Raw genomic sequence first — 16,361 nt, forward strand, 5'->3', positions numbered from 1 at the left:
TATAGTTTGTGATATATATCAAAGATACAAATTGAATTTTACAACAGTGATTTAGAAATGGCAATAAGGAGTTAGATATGAGTACAAATACCGGTACGGCAAAGAAAGGAAAGCTATCAGGAAAGGGAAGTAATCTGGCGCTTCAGGCAGGAATCCTGGCGGGAGCCGGAATCGTGTCGAGGATCATCGGCCTTCTGTACAGATCGCCTCTGTATCAGATACTTGGAGATGAGGGAAATGGATATTATGGTTCAGCGTATGCAATATACGCCATGGTCATAATGATCGCCACATACAGTATTCCTACAGCGGTGTCGAAGCTTGTTGCCGGTAAGATAGCTATGGGACAGTACAAGAGTGCCAGACGTATATACTACTGTACATTTATATATGTAGTCATAGCGGGTGCTGTGGCGGCACTGATCACGTACTTTGGAGCCGAATGGTTTGTAAGTGACCAGCCAAATGCAGTCTTAAGTCTTAAGATACTTGCCCCTACTATATTTATATCGGGCTTTCTTGCAATATTCAGAGGATATCTGCAGGCGTACAACACGATGGTGCCTACATCTATATCGCAGATCATAGAGCAGCTTGCAAATGCAGTAGTCAGTATCGTCGCTGCGTATATGCTTGCAAAGCCATTTGCCGCTGGAACAACCGAGCATGCAAAGTATGGTTCTGCCGGAAGTGCCATGGGTACAGGTGCCGGAGTCCTTGGAGGATTGATATTCATACTGTTCGCTTATGCGAGAAGAAGAAAGGGTATCATGGAGTCTGTGAAGAGCGATACAAGTCCTGACACGGAATCCTATGGAAAGCTGTTCAGAATAATCATTGCCACAGTCACACCTATCGTGGTGGCAGCAGTGGTGTATAACGTGCTCACACCTATAGACATGAAGGTATTCTATGTGGTCATGAAGATGAAGGGCATGGATTCCCTGGAGATGGCAAAGCTGTATGGAATTTACTCAGGACAGTATACAGTTCTCACGAACCTTCCGCTTGCCATAGCAGCTTCAGTTGGAATCGCATATATTCCGGGAATATCCGGTGCGTATGCAAGAAATGACATGCAGAAAACCAATAAACTCCTGAATCAGGCGCTCAGCATGTCCATGCTGGTCACCATACCATGTGCGGTTGGAATGGGAGTCCTGGCTAAGCCTATAATACAGCTCCTGTTCTCAGGTGCGGATCCGATGGCAGCCAAATGTATGTATCTTGGATTCATATCCATAGTGTTCTTTGCACAGTCAACTGTAACCAACAGTGTGCTTCAGGCCATGGGTAAGGTGATGGCACCGGTTATCAATGCCACCCTTGCACTGGTGATACATGTGGTGGTTCTTGTGGTTATGCTGTACTGCACAGACTGGGCACTTTATGCACTGGTATTTGGTTCGATAGTGAATTCACTGCTCATATGTATATTCAACCAGCGTTCGCTCACAAAGTACAAGACCGGCAAGATGGACAACAGGCGAATATACGTTGCACCTACTATAGCATCTATCTTCATGGGTGTTGTTACGATCATTGTATATGAGGGCTGCAGGAAGCTTCTCGGCAACTGGGTGATCGCGATGTTTGTTGCAGTATTTGTGGCGATCATATTCTATGCGGTGGCTATACTCAAAGCCGGAGGATATACGGAGGAGGAACTTCTCAATATGCCTAAGGGAGGTCTTATTGTGAGGTTTGCGAAGAAGTTCAGGCTGATAAAATAAAATGTTTGTATACAGATCAGGGCAGGCACTTTAAGGTGTCTGCCCCTTTTATATAAAAAATGTTTCCAAAATTTCTCGAATAGGAATATACTTGTATCTGGAACGTGAAAACGTTTTCACGAGAAAGGTATATTATGGAAAGAGGAAAAAAGAGTAAGACTCTTCTGAAGATATTCATAACAACATTATATCTGAGCGTCTTTACCTTCGGGGGTGGATACGTCATCGTTTCACTTATGAAGAAAAAGTTTGTGGATGAAAACCATTGGATAGAGCAGGACGAGATGCTGGATCTTGTGGCTATAGCCCAATCGTCGCCGGGACCTATCGCAGTAAATGGAGCGATAGCGGTTGGATACAAATTGTGCGGTATAGCAGGGGCACTGGTGGCTATAGTCGGAACGATCATTCCGCCATTTGTTATCATATCCATCATATCTTACTGTTACAGCGCGTTCAGGACCAACTGGGTGATCAGTGAGATGCTGGAGGGAATGCAGGCCGGTGTAGCTGCGGTCATTGCATCAGTGACATATGATATGGGAGCAGACATAGTAAAGCAGAAGGATGATCTGGGGATATTGATCATGATAGCTGCATTTGTTGCATCCTACATATTGGAGATAAATGTCGTGTTCATAGTAATTGTCTGTGGACTTGTCGGCGTTTGCAGAGGACAGCTGGAGAAAAGAAGAGGGCGTGGGCATAAAAAGACAGAGGATACTTCTGACGGAAATCCTGAAAACCATCCCGACAAAGGGGGGATGGAATAATGATCTATTTGCAGTTGTTCCTAAGTTTCTTCCAGATAGGACTCTTCAGTTTCGGCGGAGGTTATGCCGCCATGCCGCTTATACAGGGGCAGATAGTGAAGATACATGGGTGGATGACCATGTCAGAGTTCACGGATTTGATCACTATATCCCAGATGACTCCGGGACCTATAGCTGTCAATTCGGCGACATTTGTGGGGCTACGGGTGGCCGGATATGCCGGTGCGGCGGTTGCCACGCTCGGATGTATACTCCCTTCATGTATCATTGTAACGGTCATAGTCAGGCTGTATCTGAAATATCGCAAGCAGGATGTTCTTCAGGAGATTCTCGGCGGCATAAGACCGGCTGTTGTGGCTATGATCGCGTCAGCGGGAGTTTCGATATTGGTGACGGCGGTCTGGACTGGTATCGATATGATAAGTCTCGCAGGAACTAAGTGGAATCTTGTGGTGATATTTGCAGTGAGTGTTGTTCTGCTCAGGAAATTCAAACTGAATCCGGTGTGGGTGATGCTGCTTTCCGGCGGAATGCAGGTGATCGTGGGGCTTACTGGCAGATATCTGATCTGAGTAAAAGCATATTATAATTTTAATTAAATTGTAATGCGAAGAACTTTATTATAGTATGTAAAAAGTAGATGTAGTGGGGAGTTCGCATATGAAGAAGAAAATATTGATATGTCTGATAGCACAGCTCATATGCTGGAGCATTATGACGCTGTCTGATTACGTGGAAGAAACATATAATGATAGTTACAATCTGGTCGTTGTATTTGCTGTACCCCTGATATGCGTGATTCTGTATATTGTATTCAGAAAAAGGATATACGACAATCAGATCGTGCGGCTGAAAGATGTCGCCATAATCTGTGCGGCGTGGATGATCTGTGGATTGATACTGGGATTCCTGATCGGTGCTCTGGTTCTCAATGAAATGTGGATAGTATCGCAGGCTACAGGAGGATGGGAGCATTTTCTGAATGGAATCGAATACATAATGTTCGCCATAACGCTTGCAGGAATACCATTTGTGGCGGTGATTCTGATCGAGTCGGTTGTGGGGATAGTAAAGGCAGTTAGAAAAAGAGCTTGACGAGAGCTTTGGTAAAGTTGCCGGCGCAAGTAATAAGTTTTATAATGAAATGCTTCATCTGTGAGAGAATCAGGTGGAGCATTTTTTATGCATGGTGGCTAATGTATTAACCGGGCATATGAAGTGTTTGTATACCCCTTGACAAAAATAAAAAATATAAATATACTTACCGATGATAATTACTTTGAGTAATTACACGAAATAACAATAAAACAATATTTGATAAATTTACAGGAAGGAATGCTATGACAAAGGAAAAGATAAAACAGGTTATGGATGCCTGCTATCAGGCTAAGAGAGTCAGAGATATGATGCCAAAGCTGCCAAATGGAGTCACACCGACTCATATACATTATCTTGATGTGATAACGAGATTTGAGAGGTCTGAGACTGATGTAAAGGTCAGTGATATAAGTGATGAGCTGGGGCTCCCAAGACCGGGCGTGACAAAGACGATAAAGGATATGGAACGCTTGGGATTTGTGGAAAAGAAGGCTTCAGAGGCGGATGGACGTTTTGTGTATATCAGGAGCACTCAGGCTGGCAGAGATCTGGTTTGCAAATATGTTGATGAGTATTTCACAGGACTGGGAGAGGTTCTTGCCGATATCACAGATGAAGATGCAGATATTATGATAGCGACCATTGAAAAAATTTATGATGTTATGAGTAAAAGGAGTCAGAACATAAGATGAGTGTACAGGATAAAACAGATTTTACACAGGGAAGTATAATTAGAAAAATGCTCCCATTCATGGGGCCGATTCTTGGAGCACTGATACTTCAGGCTGCATATGGTGCGGTTGACCTGCTGGTGGTTGGAAGATTCGGTTCGACGGCGGGGCTTTCAGCCGTATCAACAGGCAGCCAGGTGCTCAATCTGGTTACATTTGTGATAACAGCACTTGCTATGGGTGTCACAGTGCTTATTGCCAGATATATAGGCGAAAAGAACACGGATCAGATAGGAGAGCTTCTTGGAGGCGCCACGACTATATTTGCAATACTTGCGGTGGTGCTGGCAGTTGTCATGGTGACGTTTGCAAGACCTTTGTCTGTGTTGATGCAGGCACCGGCAGAGGCGGTCACTCTTACATCGTCGTATGTGAGGATATGCGGAGGCGGAATATTTTTCATCATAGCATACAACGTGCTCACTGCGATATTCAGAGGATTTGGAGACAGCAAATCACCTCTTATATTTGTGTTTGTGGCATGTATAGTAAATGTTGTCGGTGACCTTATACTGGTTGCGGGATGTCATCTGGATGCTGCGGGTGCAGCCATAGCAACAGTGGTTGCCCAGGCGGTCAGTGTTGTCCTTGCGCTTGTGCTGCTGAAGAAGAGAGAGCTTCCATTTAAGATATCAAGAAAAGATTTCAGATTAAACAGACAGTGCAGAAGATTGCTCTCAGTTGGGCTTCCGCTGGCGATGCAGGAATTTCTCACGCAGATGTCATTTCTAGCGCTGTGTGCATTTATCAACAGACTTGGCCTGGAGGCATCATCCGGATATGGAGTTGCCTGCAAGATAGTCAGCTTTGCCATGCTGGTACCAAGTTCGCTTATGCAGTCCATGGCTTCATTTGTATCGCAGAATGTCGGAGCTGGAAAAGAGGACAGAGCAAGAAAAGCCATGCTTACAGGAATGGGCATAGGACTGTCGGTTGGTGTGGTGGTATTCGTTGGTGTGTGGTTCTTCGGTGACAAACTGACATCAATTTTCACCACCGATGCGTCTGTTATCCAGAGGGGCTTCGAGTATCTGAGGGGATTTGCGCCTGAGACTATAGTCACGGCGGTGCTGTTCAGTATGATAGGATATTTCAATGGGCATGAGAAGTCGCTGTGGGTCATGATCCAGGGACTTATACAGACTCTGCTTGTGAGACTTCCACTGGCGTATTACATGAGTATCCAGCCGGATGCAAGCCTTACGAATATTGGACTTGCAGCACCTATAGCCACATGTGTCGGCATCGTGCTCAACGTCATATTCTACATCGTTATGTCAAAGAAGTGGAAAACGGAAAAGACCTGAAAATAATTAAATAAATGCTTGACAAATAAAACAAATGATTATAATACTTTAATCAGAGAATTGTAATCTATATGTAAAGAATTTGAAAAATAAATATTTAGTAAACCCGTTGAAAAGCGGTGACACAAAGCCATATGGGTCTAAGGTCTGAAAACAGAGAACTGTTTCGGACTATGACAGCCGGTTGCAGTATAATTTCCCTGTTGGAACTAGTATGTACAATGAGGAGTATAATTATATTTATTAAAAGGGACTGGAAGAATATCAGAAGATCTGATTATTCGGACAGGAGAGTCCTTCTTGTGGAGGACAATGATCTGAACAGTGAGATCGCATCGGAGATCATAGGAATGACGGGAGCCAGTGTGGAGATCGTTGAGAATGGCAGGGAGGCTGTGGAGAGAATAGAGAATGCCTCCGATAACTGGTATGACATAGTGTTTATGGATGTTCAGATGCCGGTCATGAATGGGTATGAGGCCACCGCCGCTATAAGAGCACTGCCTGGAAGAAGAGGCCAGATTCCTATCATAGCCATGACCGCAAATGCATTTGCTGAGGATGTGCAGCTTGCAAAGAACACGGGGATGGATGAACACATAGCGAAACCGCTTGATTTTGAAAAATTGAACACAGTGATGGAGAAATATCTGAACTGATAAAATGTAACAGCCAGCCGGGGGTAAAACCCGGCTGGCTGTTGTAGTTTTGATCAAAGGCTGCAGGTCAGATCATTTTTTTGTAGCGTGCCATATCAGTCTTACTTATTCCCATGGAAATACACACTTTTTCAAAAGGTTGCTTAGTATTCTTCATCAAGTTCTGTATGGCAGCTACCAGCGCTTCGTCGGCGCCAATCTGTTCACTTTTCGATAGAAAAAAGTATATTGGGAACACAGTATGAGAATCGTGCAACGGAGATCATAGATTTTATTTTACCACGAAAAAAGGATGGAACTGCGATATATCAAGTTTTGAAGGAGGCACTGGGTAAAAAATAGTTATGGGATTTCGATAATAATTATAAACATTGAAATTAAGCCACGGGTGTAGTACAATTACCGTGCTATTGGGGGCTTTTTGCGCCCTGAAAACAGATGGTACACTAAATGGTACACCATATAATCGGCAAAGTCAGAATATCAAGCAAAATCAAGGCTATAAGAAAGGAAAATAGAAAAAATGAAATTAGGAATCGTAATTTCAGTACCAATTTCATGTATCTTCACATATCACCATAAAAACCTATAAAGCCTTATATTATCAGTGTTTGAGTAATTTGAAAGTAACATATATCTCTATGCAAATTTATGTATCTTAATGGCGAAATTGTGTAGTGATTGTGTAGTAACTGTGTAAGTAAGTTTGGTACAAAAATAGAATATTTAGACATTAAAATAAGTCTATATACTTTAGTATTCATATTAGAGTGTATGGGCTTATTTTAGTGCCTAAAAATACCATACATATAAATTAACCAAGTAAGGTACTAAAATCAAAAATTGAGCCAAATACACGCTCATAACCCTAATGATATAGGGTAATAAGAAATACCGATTTCATGAGGAGGATTAACGATGGATTGGAAAGAACAGAGACAAACAATTACAAAGAAAATGATAGCGTCAAGAGTATTCCAGCGTGAAGACAATATATATAAAATGTCGGTCATTCAGGAGATATTCAATATGTGCTTGGAAGAGATGGAACTTGCCTTGGAGAATGGAGAAAAGGTTAGTATAGGAGAAATAGGTTCTCTTTCGCCTAGTGTTCATACACCACGTACATATAACATAGGTGAAATGAATCACGAAGATGGTAATAAGCCATATACAACAATTAAATTTGGCAGAAAGAAAGGTAACAAACAGAGAATGAATAATAAGTATCTGCAAAATATTGAAGATGGAAAATACGGTCTTGGATATGGTTGTATGTGTACACCACAGCAGATAGCAATATTAGAGGATAAAGGATATATAAAGGAGAATGACTAATGCCAGAGATAAAAAGTATGAAGGATTTACAAAATACTCTGCTGCCTGTAATGAAAGATATGACAGATAAGTTGGCAGATCAAGTATATAAAACTTTGAACTATTTTCTTCAGAGTTATTACGATTCGTATGATCCTATTTATTACCGCAGACAGTATGACTTTTTGAGGTCAGCGATTAAAGTTGGGGCAAGACGAAGAGGAAAGACAGTAACAGCCTATGTATATATAGATACAGATTCTATGGATAACTACTATAGTGCAACTGGTAATCAGGTCGCAACATGGGCAAATCAGGGGTTACATGGTGGCAAAGACCTTGGCACAAACACACCTCACGTATGGGATGACACTATGGCAAATACTGTTGAGAATGGTGAGTTGGTTAGAGCTGCATTGGATTATTTGAGAAAACAAGGATTTGACGTGGAGGTTAGATGATGAACAAGAGAATCATTAACTACAATGAGAAAAAGGTTATTGTAGCAAGACAGATTATGATACTAAATATGGAATCAGCACCAGAAAATGTAATTACAGAATGGGAGAAGATGTACCCAAAAGATATTGATAGAGTACGAGATAATACAGAGTTGTTTGACTGGATGGCAAAGTTTATACGTAACAATAATGTTAAATCTTGCAATGCTTTACTTGCAAGGGTACGCAACAAACAGGAGAAGATATTGAGAACTAAATGTAAGTATATAGGATATGGGGCAAAGCTGGTTGATTGTCCAAAGAATGAGCTGGCTAAATACATTATATTTACACGAGGCAAGAAGTATTCAGGTAATTATAACAGTATGTGCTGTATGATTGGCAGGATAAGAGAAGATTTAAGATTAAAAGAGAAGGAGCAATAAGATTATGGATATAAAACAACTCAAGAAAGCCATGAAAAATCTTGAGATTCACAAAAAAATACAGGATATGGTATTAGAATTTTTTATGAAAAAGAGTAATCAGTATAAATACACAGAATAACAACAAATGTATGAATATTCCAAAACAGACAGGAAGTGGTAAGTTGTCAATAGTAAAGTAACATTTTTCTAAATTTATTTTCACACGTTAAAATACAGTGTCGTGATCACGACAAAAAAAATTTGGCTCTATACGAAAAGTATAGAGCCATACTTATATTTGACGTTTGTTTTACGATAGGATTTATACAGTGGCGCAAGCTCCCCCGCCAAGGCTCGAAGGCTCTCCATCCCCACTTTTAATGTTGTGGGTCTAGGTCGAGCCTTCGAGCCTTGGCGTGGGGCTTGCGTAGATTCCTTTGAAGACGACAGGTTATTTACACCCACATCATTTACCACACAGCCGTGGTTATTTCATCCCTGAAAAATTCCTCTGAGCACCTCCACCCCAGTATTCTCCGAGGATATGCATTTATCCAGTCTTGTATATGCTTTACATATGTATCGTCATATTTATCTATGTCATGCCCCTTTGGTATATGCCGCCTTATGAGCTTGTTTGCATTTTCATTACTTCCACGTTCATAACTGCTATATGCATGGCAGTAATATATCTTCGTTCTGTCTCCCTCATGGAGCAGTGATCTTTTCATGCCCTGGTAGTCCGAGAACTCAACTCCATTATCAACAGTTATTGTCTTAAAGAGCTTTGGGAACATGGCACCAATGCGGTGTTCTATCTTATCAAGTTCAGCAACAACAGACTTTGCGCCCTGATCTGGAATCTTCCTGACTATCTCTCTCCGTGTAAGTCTCTCAGTGAGCACAAGCAGACATGACTTGCTTTTGCCACGCTGACCTTTAACGGTGTCCATTTCCCAGTGTCCGAAAGTGTTGCGGTCGTCAATTTCCTGTGGTCTGTACTCTATAGACTCACCCGCACTCATTCGCTTCTGCACTCTGACCCTGTTTTTATGCTTCTTGCGCTGACCCTTTACAGGTAGCTTTTTATTTGTGAGCAACAGGAAAATTCCTTTGTCTATATACCGATACAGTGTATTGACACTTATATGCGTTCTCATATCGTCAAGAGCTGCCATGGCAAGTGCTGCCGCAGGAGAGTACCCATCATTTACTATCTTATCTTCGATATACTCAGCGAACTTTATATCATTGCCTATCTTAAGTGGTCGCCCCTTAGAAGTCTGTGCATAGTCTGTATTTTGCTGTGCAAGGTCTGCGCTGTATTTTACATTTTCTGTAAGGTCACTGTTAGTATGCATATAAAGACCTTTTTTATATTCCCTTGTTATGGTTGCCCTTGATACGTGCAGATAGCGTGCAACTTCAGCTTTACTGCAACCCCTGTTGAGCAGTGTTTCCATAGCCACACGATCTGCATACTTTAAATGCCTGAACTTCATAGTATGCCCCCTATGACGTAAAAATGCGGTCAGCACATGCCGACCGCACGTTCTATTTTTATTATAAATTCCTTGATCTGGTAGAACTACTGGTCATATTTTCCAGTTAGATGGACAGCTCCATCTGCTTTGTGAATAAGTCCTTTTCACTTTCATCTAAATTCCTGAAACCCTCACCAGCAAGGACAGTTTCATTGTCTGCCTGTTTAGGAAAAAACAAGACATTGTTCACGTACTCCCTTGCTTCGTCAAGCGTCCTGTCCTTTGTAGCATATCTGCCACGTACAGGATTATCCATCGTCTGCACATACAAGTATTTAAGGCTTTCAGGTTGCCAGATACGGACAGCCATGGTAAGTGGTGTCATTTTAATATATAGCTTGCATCGTCTGCGTAACTGTACTATATCCTCATTTTCTGAGCCCGGAAGGTCTCTATAAAGCTCCTCCATGCTCTTACTTGTAGTTATTATCATTAACTTACATTCCAAAAACTTGTTATGATACCGTGCTCGTACCATCGACTGTGTATGGTTATCAAGCAACTTCAGCAGACTGCTAAAGTTCACATCATACGCCCTCAGGTCATCAAGTATTACACAGTCTTGACCTTTATAGTCATCAAGCATATCTTCACCGCCCGAGCTCACATAACAGCTATATTCATTTTGTGCCGCAAGCTCTTTAGCATATGTCGTTTTTCCACAACTACTGTCACCATAAATATATATGACTTCCATGTCTCTGTTTTCCCCCTTTATCTTATCTAAGCGATACCTGAACGCATTGTCTATTGACTTCCTGAACTTGTCATACTCCTGTGGAGATATGTAATCTGTGTAATTAAATTCCCTTATGATACCCGCAGTTATCAGGTCAACTATTTCCTGTTTCCTCTGCCTGTCAGCTTCACGGCTTCTTGCCGTGTCTCTCTCTTTCACAAAATCAAAATTACTTTTGACCTCTTCGTCAAGATACTGGTATTTATCAGCTACATTCCTATGTGTCGCATATGCAAGGGCATCAGCAAAACGTCCTTGTATACGTCCTATATAGTTTGATGTGATGCCGAACCACTTACATATGGAATCAGTCGGCGTAGAATCCTTAAACCTAATGTATATGTGCCAGTGAGCCGCCTTGGGTGTACCATCTACATTTACATCCTTATCATGCAGTATATACGCATAATCCCTGACAGCGTTATGATCTAACCCGCTTTGTATCTGGTCTTCACGGAGATATTCAAGTTGTTGGATTATCTCACATGTTTTCCATGTTTTAGGGGTTCTGTCTTTTTTCTTTTCTGTATTTTCCATGTAATCCCTCTTTTCATGTATTTTTTACACCTTTTACACCATTTACACCATGCCGAGGACAAGCCCACTCGGCATGGCATAGAAGCCTTGATTTTATTATGATTTTAAGGGGATAGGAGATGGTAAGATTACACCATTACACCTTATTTTTATATATTGCTTATGTCTCCGTATAAGCGCAGTTGTTAAAAGTGTAATTTGTGTAATTATCTTTAGTCTGATGGTACCATTCCCACACCCCAACCCCTTGCCCGAGCTCCCAAGGGGCTATTATTTTAGTCTTGCGCTCATCTTATGAATCTGAACAGACTGCACGCCAGACGGCACACATTGTTGAGTAGACGGAGCACGTTGTTCATAATTGACAGTAAATACCTCATGCAATATACCTCCACGTAGCCCGTTGCGGTGTAGGTGTCAAGGCACGCCACAGGCTTTAGGCCTTGACACCTACACCGCCACAGGCTGATTATAGTTATCAGGGTGATGGCTCACCCTGCGCAGCCACTTGTTATTATTGAGTACGCACAGAGCGCACAGCCGAACGGCGGAGAGTGCGGCGGGGCTGAAGCCGCCGCACGCACTCTATCTTTTACGTTTCCTATACCTTTTCTTTATGCCAGTTGCAAAGTCTATATTTGGTTGAACTACCCCCTGATTAGCCAGTATCTCAGCGTCACCGAGCATATCAGCTTTTTTAAGATCTTCAACGATCGCTGAGGTATCATAAGCCTGATAGTCTTTATTCTGGACGAACTTAAACGACAGTGAAAGCGGTCTCAGCATATCCACGTTGTCGCAGTTCTCAAAACTTACAGCGTCATACTCACGCACGGAAAGTATTCGCCACGTTTTATTTACGCAGTAAAGACTTCCTGTTATCTGTCTGAGAAGAGCATCAACAAATTTGAAACGCTGTGCGGTGCAGATGATACCTATCTTATTTTTTCGCACTTGGAGCAGTCTCTTTAATAGTTCTGTAGATATGTTATCCTTGTAGTTTCTGCTATTCCAAATAGCCCCGACCTCATCAAACACGAAGAGAGTCACATCATCAGGCGGTTGTACCACGTTTTTCATCTGTTCAGCCGATACAAAAGGAGTATAAGGAACGTCAAGAAGCTCGACATTACTTATAAGGTGTATATGCTGAGTTACAAACTTTTGTTCGTCCTCGTTCCAGACTGGAAGTCCGTTATATTTGTTATATATCCGTCTTGCAACCATGGTCATGTCCAAGGTCTTACCGCTACCAAAAACTTTGTTACGGAACGCAGTAACCATATATATACGACCGTACGCCTTGCACCTGTTGCGCTCCTTATGCTTAAAGTAATAGTACAGGTCAATCACTCCGTTATAGCATATTTTATAAAAATGAGTGATCGTAAAAGGGATGATAGGGAGATAGTAGCAGATAAGTACGATAGCAACTATAATCACAAATATCATAAGCGAAGCCCCCTTATACATCCCATTATCACGGCTACAAAGAGCAACATTATCATCCAGACAAATATCTTAGCTGCCATCATGTAAAGGTCGCCGTTGCTATATATGTCAAGTACCATTTTATCCATCACTTCACCTCCTAAAATTTACTTCGTTCAGTTAATATCCGATATACAGTTCTTACAATGTTCCAGCATATCCAGAACATCAATTCGATAGCTATAAGTACACATACATTGTATACATCTGTTATATCCCTGTGCGTGGTCAGAAAGCCCGCATCACCCGCCGTAGCTATCGGCACTTCAGAGCTTGGGATCTCTGTCACAGTGACTTGTCCAAGTCCGGTGTTTATAGTCTGAGCGTGTGCAGTTGCTATATGAAACAGACTGAAGCATATGACAAACAGGCTACCAATCAAAATCGTTATTTTCAATTTTCGACTCAAGATAATCACTCTCCTTATTTTTATATTCATTAAAACTTTCCTCATCCCGCTTGAATTCGTTAAATTCTCTGTATTCCTTAATGAGCTGAAGCGAACCCAACATAAAGACTATTAAATATACCAACGACATTCTAAACACCTCCTAAAATGCACAAAATAAAGAATACAAGTGTTAATATAAAACTTGTCACTGCACATACATAAAAGGCATAACAGCCAGGATCTTTCCGCCTGGAATATATCTGACCACATATAAAACATACAACACTAAGAGAGAAATAAAATACCATTTCCTTTACATCCGAACACATAACCACTCACCATCCCTCATAATTTATAATTGATCTACGGAATAGAAATCCTCACAATCATCAGAACAATCACGATGATTACAACCATATTCATTTACACACTTATCACACAGATTAAAAATAGGACGATATACACCATTGCAACAACTTTTATCTTCTATACATGTATCACAATTCTCATTACACATTTCCACTACTAATCAACCTCCCAACAAAGAATAAAGCAATACAAAGACGCACCATAAAAAACATACGACGACCAAAACCAGACAAAAAATAATCATTTAATATTTACCTCTCTTTGTCACAATTTTTTATCCACTTTGCAAGACCAAAAATTATTGCTATAGGCATACCAACAAAAAACATAATTGCTACATAATAGATCACAATTATATGAAAAGGAAGTCCTAAGGCAAATAGAATTACACCTGTTACAATTCCTAAAACTAAAATCAAAATATCAAAACATTCCATAACTTTACCTCACTTTTTATTTGTACTTACTCCAATTCTGATTTATAATATTTCTATCATCAGAAAGGAGATTAAACCAATGGACCCATTCTTATGGTCATGTATATCATTAACAGCAATATTTGCTATACCACTGATAATTGGCTTAATAATAGCCATCTGGGGAATAAGGAAGAGTAAAAAGACTGGTAAATAATCCAGTCTTTTTCTTTAATCTTCTTTACTGGATACCCCAACAACAAAGTAGTATAAAAGCATACCGACCAAGCCACATATTAAGAAAGTCATTATTATATTCCAGAGTGAAAAACTAACATCGCCCGCATTGAATTTATAGTTAAGGATATTGAAAATCACCTTTGCAATAGCTTTAATAGAACCGATCACATAACCACCCCCTACGATTTTTTAAGTAAACGGTAAATAGCAATTACCGCTATGATCACAACGGCACCAATTACTACAGTCCAGAATGAAGCAGGTATGAACTCAAAAAACGCCGCTATGACCGGAAAAAGTCCATCCTCACCATCAAGCAGAGCTTTGAAGAAAGCAACAATACCTTTGAGAATACTCCAAAAGCTTTTGGAATTATCGTCATCTACACCGATACCAGAGCCGCCACTTCCACCAGAACCGCCGTCTCCACCGTCTCCACCATCACCGCCATTACCGCCGTTACCGCCGTTACCGCCGTTACCGCCAGAGCCACCATTACCACCAGTTACATTAACTGTTATATTTATTACAGTCTTACCATCATCATTAGTCACTACCGATGAAACCCTTTTATCTTCTCCATCACCTGTAGTAGTGACCTTGGGAGATAACTCAGTTTTCTTCATAGTGCTAAAGTCCCATTTATATTGTTTAAAATCAGAAGAATACTCTGTCTCAGAACTAACTTTACGCAAACGTATATCCGCATAAATATAACAAGAGTCAACACTGGATAATTCACCAATATCAACACCTTTTAATGCAACAATATATTCAAGAACATTACTGTATACCAAAGTAGCAATTCTTCCGCTGGTAGAAGTTTGACCACTGCCACCATTTGACGGTTGGAATTTAATTTCATCACCCCGAATACTAAAACCGCTTTTATAATCATTCAAATTATAAAACATATAATTAGTACTCCAACTATCTTCTTGAATAACAGACGACCTCATTCTATATACAGTTCTCATCGTAAACTGAACAACTATTTGATAATTTTCAGGACTATACACCATCTTAGGAAATGTATCATAAGAATATTTTGCAGAAAAAATATACACATCCTTAGAATTATCGCCAGTTCCATCTTTACCAGGCAACAACGAACAATCAAAAGAAGTCCAACCAAAACTGTCACACCCCTCACCAGCTTCAGGAGTATTACCACCTACCGTATAACTCCCACTAGGATCTCCCACAAAAGCACTATCTTGATTGAGTGCCATGGAATCATCACCGCCAATGAAATCTCTTACATTCTCAAAATCATCATCATATTGACAGAGTGGGATATTAGTAAAACCCAGTGTACAAGTTCTTTTACCACCTGATAAACTATCAATAACTAACGAGCCATTACCATTTCCAATTGTTTTGTCATCAGTCCAGCCATATTTTTTATAACCTCTATTCCAATATCCCATTCCGCCGACTTCACCACTATAACCAGCACCCGAGTTATAACAACAATAATCTTTTGGTTGATTTGCATATTTACCAGTTTCGTACTTATACGAAAGACAGAAAACAGGGCAACCATCTTTTTCAGTTTTAAAAAAAACTGGAATTGTAGCTCCCGAATTAGATTGACCAAAGGTATCAATCTTTTTACAATTTAAATCTTTAGTAACAGTACATAACCGTGTTTTTTTAGGACAGATAAAATAATATGACCTTGTTCCAGTTCTAACATCTGGATTTGATGTATTCTCATTGTCATAAGTCCAGTTATCAATATACACATATACATCAAAATACTCATTGAATTTTGTCACCCTATAATCAGGGTAATATTTTTTAAATTCAACTATATAATTCGCAAAAGTAGTAGCAATACTAGAACTTCCATTATAAATATACTGCTCATTCATTTGCGCAAATGACGATGGTTGACAAGTTTCAAGGCAACCTATTTCCCACTCACCTGTACCAGCCCAAAAACCTGAACGATGAATCGCACGCCCCATATGTAAACCGCTATAATCTATAGCCCCAGACGAATTGACAGAAGATGAATCAGCCGCCCAGGACGTAAGCGGTATTAAAAAGCAGAGCAGTAATACCATGCACAGCACCACGGGCATGATTTTTTTAATATTTTTCCTAAATTTCATTAGTTCACCTCACATTTTAAATTTGGGT

17 protein-coding genes and 1 riboswitch are annotated in these 16,361 nt (G+C 40.6%); of the genes, 10 read left to right on the top strand and 7 right to left on the bottom strand.

What is annotated here, in order from left to right:
* Nucleotides 1-77: 77 nt before the first annotated feature.
* The 10 genes from DW025_RS04735 to DW025_RS04780 all read left to right on the top strand — a co-directional run bounded on the left by DW025_RS04735 (nucleotide 78) and on the right by DW025_RS04780 (nucleotide 8,504).
* Nucleotides 78-1,733, top strand: coding sequence for a putative polysaccharide biosynthesis protein (locus DW025_RS04735; RefSeq protein ID WP_119998966.1), 1,656 nt, complete (start codon nucleotides 78-80; stop codon nucleotides 1,731-1,733).
* Nucleotides 1,734-1,867: 134 nt separating this feature from the next.
* Nucleotides 1,868-2,506, top strand: coding sequence for a chromate transporter (locus tag DW025_RS04740; protein ID WP_119998968.1), 639 nt, complete (start codon nucleotides 1,868-1,870; stop codon nucleotides 2,504-2,506).
* Entirely contained in the window at nucleotides 2,506-3,078 is a 573-nt protein-coding gene (locus DW025_RS04745) for a chromate transporter (protein WP_118757596.1), read from the top strand. The genes DW025_RS04740 and DW025_RS04745 overlap by 1 nt, the downstream gene beginning before the upstream one ends.
* A gap of 88 nt (nucleotides 3,079-3,166) precedes the next feature.
* Nucleotides 3,167-3,601 carry a hypothetical protein gene (locus DW025_RS04750; protein ID WP_118757597.1) on the top strand — a complete coding sequence of 145 codons (435 nt, stop codon included), beginning with the start codon at nucleotides 3,167-3,169 and terminating at the stop codon, nucleotides 3,599-3,601.
* A gap of 245 nt (nucleotides 3,602-3,846) precedes the next feature.
* Nucleotides 3,847-4,296, top strand: a complete 450-nt coding sequence (locus DW025_RS04755) for a MarR family winged helix-turn-helix transcriptional regulator (RefSeq protein WP_119998970.1) — start codon at nucleotides 3,847-3,849, stop codon at nucleotides 4,294-4,296.
* The gene (locus DW025_RS04760) at nucleotides 4,293-5,642 is read left to right on the top strand and encodes an MATE family efflux transporter (protein ID WP_119998972.1); all 1,350 of its coding nucleotides are present in this window, start codon (nucleotides 4,293-4,295) and stop codon (nucleotides 5,640-5,642) included. The genes DW025_RS04755 and DW025_RS04760 overlap by 4 nt, the downstream gene beginning before the upstream one ends.
* An 89-nt stretch (nucleotides 5,643-5,731) precedes the next feature.
* A riboswitch (cyclic di-GMP riboswitch) is annotated at nucleotides 5,732-5,834 on the top strand.
* A gap of 29 nt (nucleotides 5,835-5,863) precedes the next feature.
* Nucleotides 5,864-6,301 (top strand): response regulator, encoded by a 438-nt coding sequence (locus DW025_RS04765; protein WP_118757600.1) that lies wholly within the window; start codon nucleotides 5,864-5,866, stop codon nucleotides 6,299-6,301.
* A 918-nt stretch (nucleotides 6,302-7,219) separates the two neighbouring features.
* The gene (locus DW025_RS04770) at nucleotides 7,220-7,639 is read left to right on the top strand and encodes an HU family DNA-binding protein (protein WP_119998974.1); all 420 of its coding nucleotides are present in this window, start codon (nucleotides 7,220-7,222) and stop codon (nucleotides 7,637-7,639) included.
* Nucleotides 7,639-8,079, top strand: coding sequence for a hypothetical protein (locus tag DW025_RS04775; protein WP_119998976.1), 441 nt, complete (start codon nucleotides 7,639-7,641; stop codon nucleotides 8,077-8,079). The genes DW025_RS04770 and DW025_RS04775 overlap by 1 nt, the downstream gene beginning before the upstream one ends.
* Entirely contained in the window at nucleotides 8,076-8,504 is a 429-nt protein-coding gene (locus DW025_RS04780) for a hypothetical protein (RefSeq protein ID WP_133302873.1), read from the top strand. Before DW025_RS04775 ends, DW025_RS04780 begins: the two co-directional genes overlap by 4 nt.
* 452 nt (nucleotides 8,505-8,956) lie before the next feature.
* Here DW025_RS04780 and DW025_RS04785 read toward each other — a convergent pair whose 3' ends face one another.
* From DW025_RS04785 to DW025_RS04805, 7 genes are all read right to left on the bottom strand, one after another.
* On the bottom strand, nucleotides 8,957-9,988 hold the full coding sequence (locus tag DW025_RS04785) for an IS30 family transposase (protein ID WP_119998979.1): 1,032 nt from the start codon (nucleotides 9,986-9,988) through the stop codon (nucleotides 8,957-8,959).
* A 106-nt stretch (nucleotides 9,989-10,094) separates the two neighbouring features.
* Entirely contained in the window at nucleotides 10,095-11,306 is a 1,212-nt protein-coding gene (locus DW025_RS04790) for a Rep family protein (RefSeq protein WP_119998981.1), read from the bottom strand.
* A 585-nt stretch (nucleotides 11,307-11,891) separates the two neighbouring features.
* The gene (locus tag DW025_RS04795; protein WP_165854746.1) at nucleotides 11,892-12,758 is read right to left on the bottom strand and encodes a zonular occludens toxin domain-containing protein; all 867 of its coding nucleotides are present in this window, start codon (nucleotides 12,756-12,758) and stop codon (nucleotides 11,892-11,894) included.
* Nucleotides 12,755-12,886 carry a hypothetical protein gene (locus tag DW025_RS15290; protein ID WP_278315523.1) on the bottom strand — a complete coding sequence of 44 codons (132 nt, stop codon included), beginning with the start codon at nucleotides 12,884-12,886 and terminating at the stop codon, nucleotides 12,755-12,757. Before DW025_RS15290 ends, DW025_RS04795 begins: the two co-directional genes overlap by 4 nt.
* Before the next feature lie 11 nt (nucleotides 12,887-12,897).
* Nucleotides 12,898-13,206: a hypothetical protein gene (locus tag DW025_RS14695; RefSeq protein ID WP_133302874.1), complete on the bottom strand. Its 309-nt coding sequence runs from the start codon at nucleotides 13,204-13,206 to the stop codon at nucleotides 12,898-12,900.
* Nucleotides 13,207-13,808: 602 nt separating this feature from the next.
* Nucleotides 13,809-13,994, bottom strand: coding sequence for a hypothetical protein (locus tag DW025_RS04800; RefSeq protein WP_119998984.1), 186 nt, complete (start codon nucleotides 13,992-13,994; stop codon nucleotides 13,809-13,811).
* A gap of 398 nt (nucleotides 13,995-14,392) precedes the next feature.
* On the bottom strand, nucleotides 14,393-16,333 hold the full coding sequence (locus tag DW025_RS04805; RefSeq protein WP_119998986.1) for a hypothetical protein: 1,941 nt from the start codon (nucleotides 16,331-16,333) through the stop codon (nucleotides 14,393-14,395).
* Between the last annotated feature and the right edge of the window lie 28 nt (nucleotides 16,334-16,361).

The sequence above is a fragment of the Coprococcus sp. AF38-1 genome, assembly GCF_003603945.1.
In the GTDB taxonomy this organism is placed as follows: Bacteria; Bacillota; Clostridia; order Lachnospirales; family Lachnospiraceae; genus Coprococcus; species Coprococcus aceti.

Bases quoted from the DNA above. Each gene is read 5' to 3' on its own strand.
- DW025_RS04735 (WP_119998966.1), top strand. From the start codon at position 78: ATGAGTACAAATACCGGTACGGCAAAGAAAGGAAAGCTATCAGGAAAG.
- DW025_RS04740 (WP_119998968.1), top strand. From the start codon at position 1,868: ATGGAAAGAGGAAAAAAGAGTAAGACTCTTCTGAAGATATTCATAACA.
- DW025_RS04745 (WP_118757596.1), top strand. From the start codon at position 2,506: ATGATCTATTTGCAGTTGTTCCTAAGTTTCTTCCAGATAGGACTCTTC.
- DW025_RS04750 (WP_118757597.1), top strand. From the start codon at position 3,167: ATGAAGAAGAAAATATTGATATGTCTGATAGCACAGCTCATATGCTGG.
- DW025_RS04755 (WP_119998970.1), top strand. From the start codon at position 3,847: ATGACAAAGGAAAAGATAAAACAGGTTATGGATGCCTGCTATCAGGCT.
- DW025_RS04760 (WP_119998972.1), top strand. From the start codon at position 4,293: ATGAGTGTACAGGATAAAACAGATTTTACACAGGGAAGTATAATTAGA.
- DW025_RS04765 (WP_118757600.1), top strand. From the start codon at position 5,864: ATGAGGAGTATAATTATATTTATTAAAAGGGACTGGAAGAATATCAGA.
- DW025_RS04770 (WP_119998974.1), top strand. From the start codon at position 7,220: ATGGATTGGAAAGAACAGAGACAAACAATTACAAAGAAAATGATAGCG.
- DW025_RS04775 (WP_119998976.1), top strand. From the start codon at position 7,639: ATGCCAGAGATAAAAAGTATGAAGGATTTACAAAATACTCTGCTGCCT.
- DW025_RS04780 (WP_133302873.1), top strand. From the start codon at position 8,076: ATGATGAACAAGAGAATCATTAACTACAATGAGAAAAAGGTTATTGTA.
- DW025_RS04785 (WP_119998979.1), bottom strand. From the start codon at position 9,988: ATGAAGTTCAGGCATTTAAAGTATGCAGATCGTGTGGCTATGGAAACA.
- DW025_RS04790 (WP_119998981.1), bottom strand. From the start codon at position 11,306: ATGGAAAATACAGAAAAGAAAAAAGACAGAACCCCTAAAACATGGAAA.
- DW025_RS04795 (WP_165854746.1), bottom strand. From the start codon at position 12,758: ATGATATTTGTGATTATAGTTGCTATCGTACTTATCTGCTACTATCTC.
- DW025_RS15290 (WP_278315523.1), bottom strand. From the start codon at position 12,886: ATGGATAAAATGGTACTTGACATATATAGCAACGGCGACCTTTACATG.
- DW025_RS04800 (WP_119998984.1), bottom strand. From the start codon at position 13,994: ATGGAATGTTTTGATATTTTGATTTTAGTTTTAGGAATTGTAACAGGT.
- DW025_RS04805 (WP_119998986.1), bottom strand. From the start codon at position 16,333: ATGAAATTTAGGAAAAATATTAAAAAAATCATGCCCGTGGTGCTGTGC.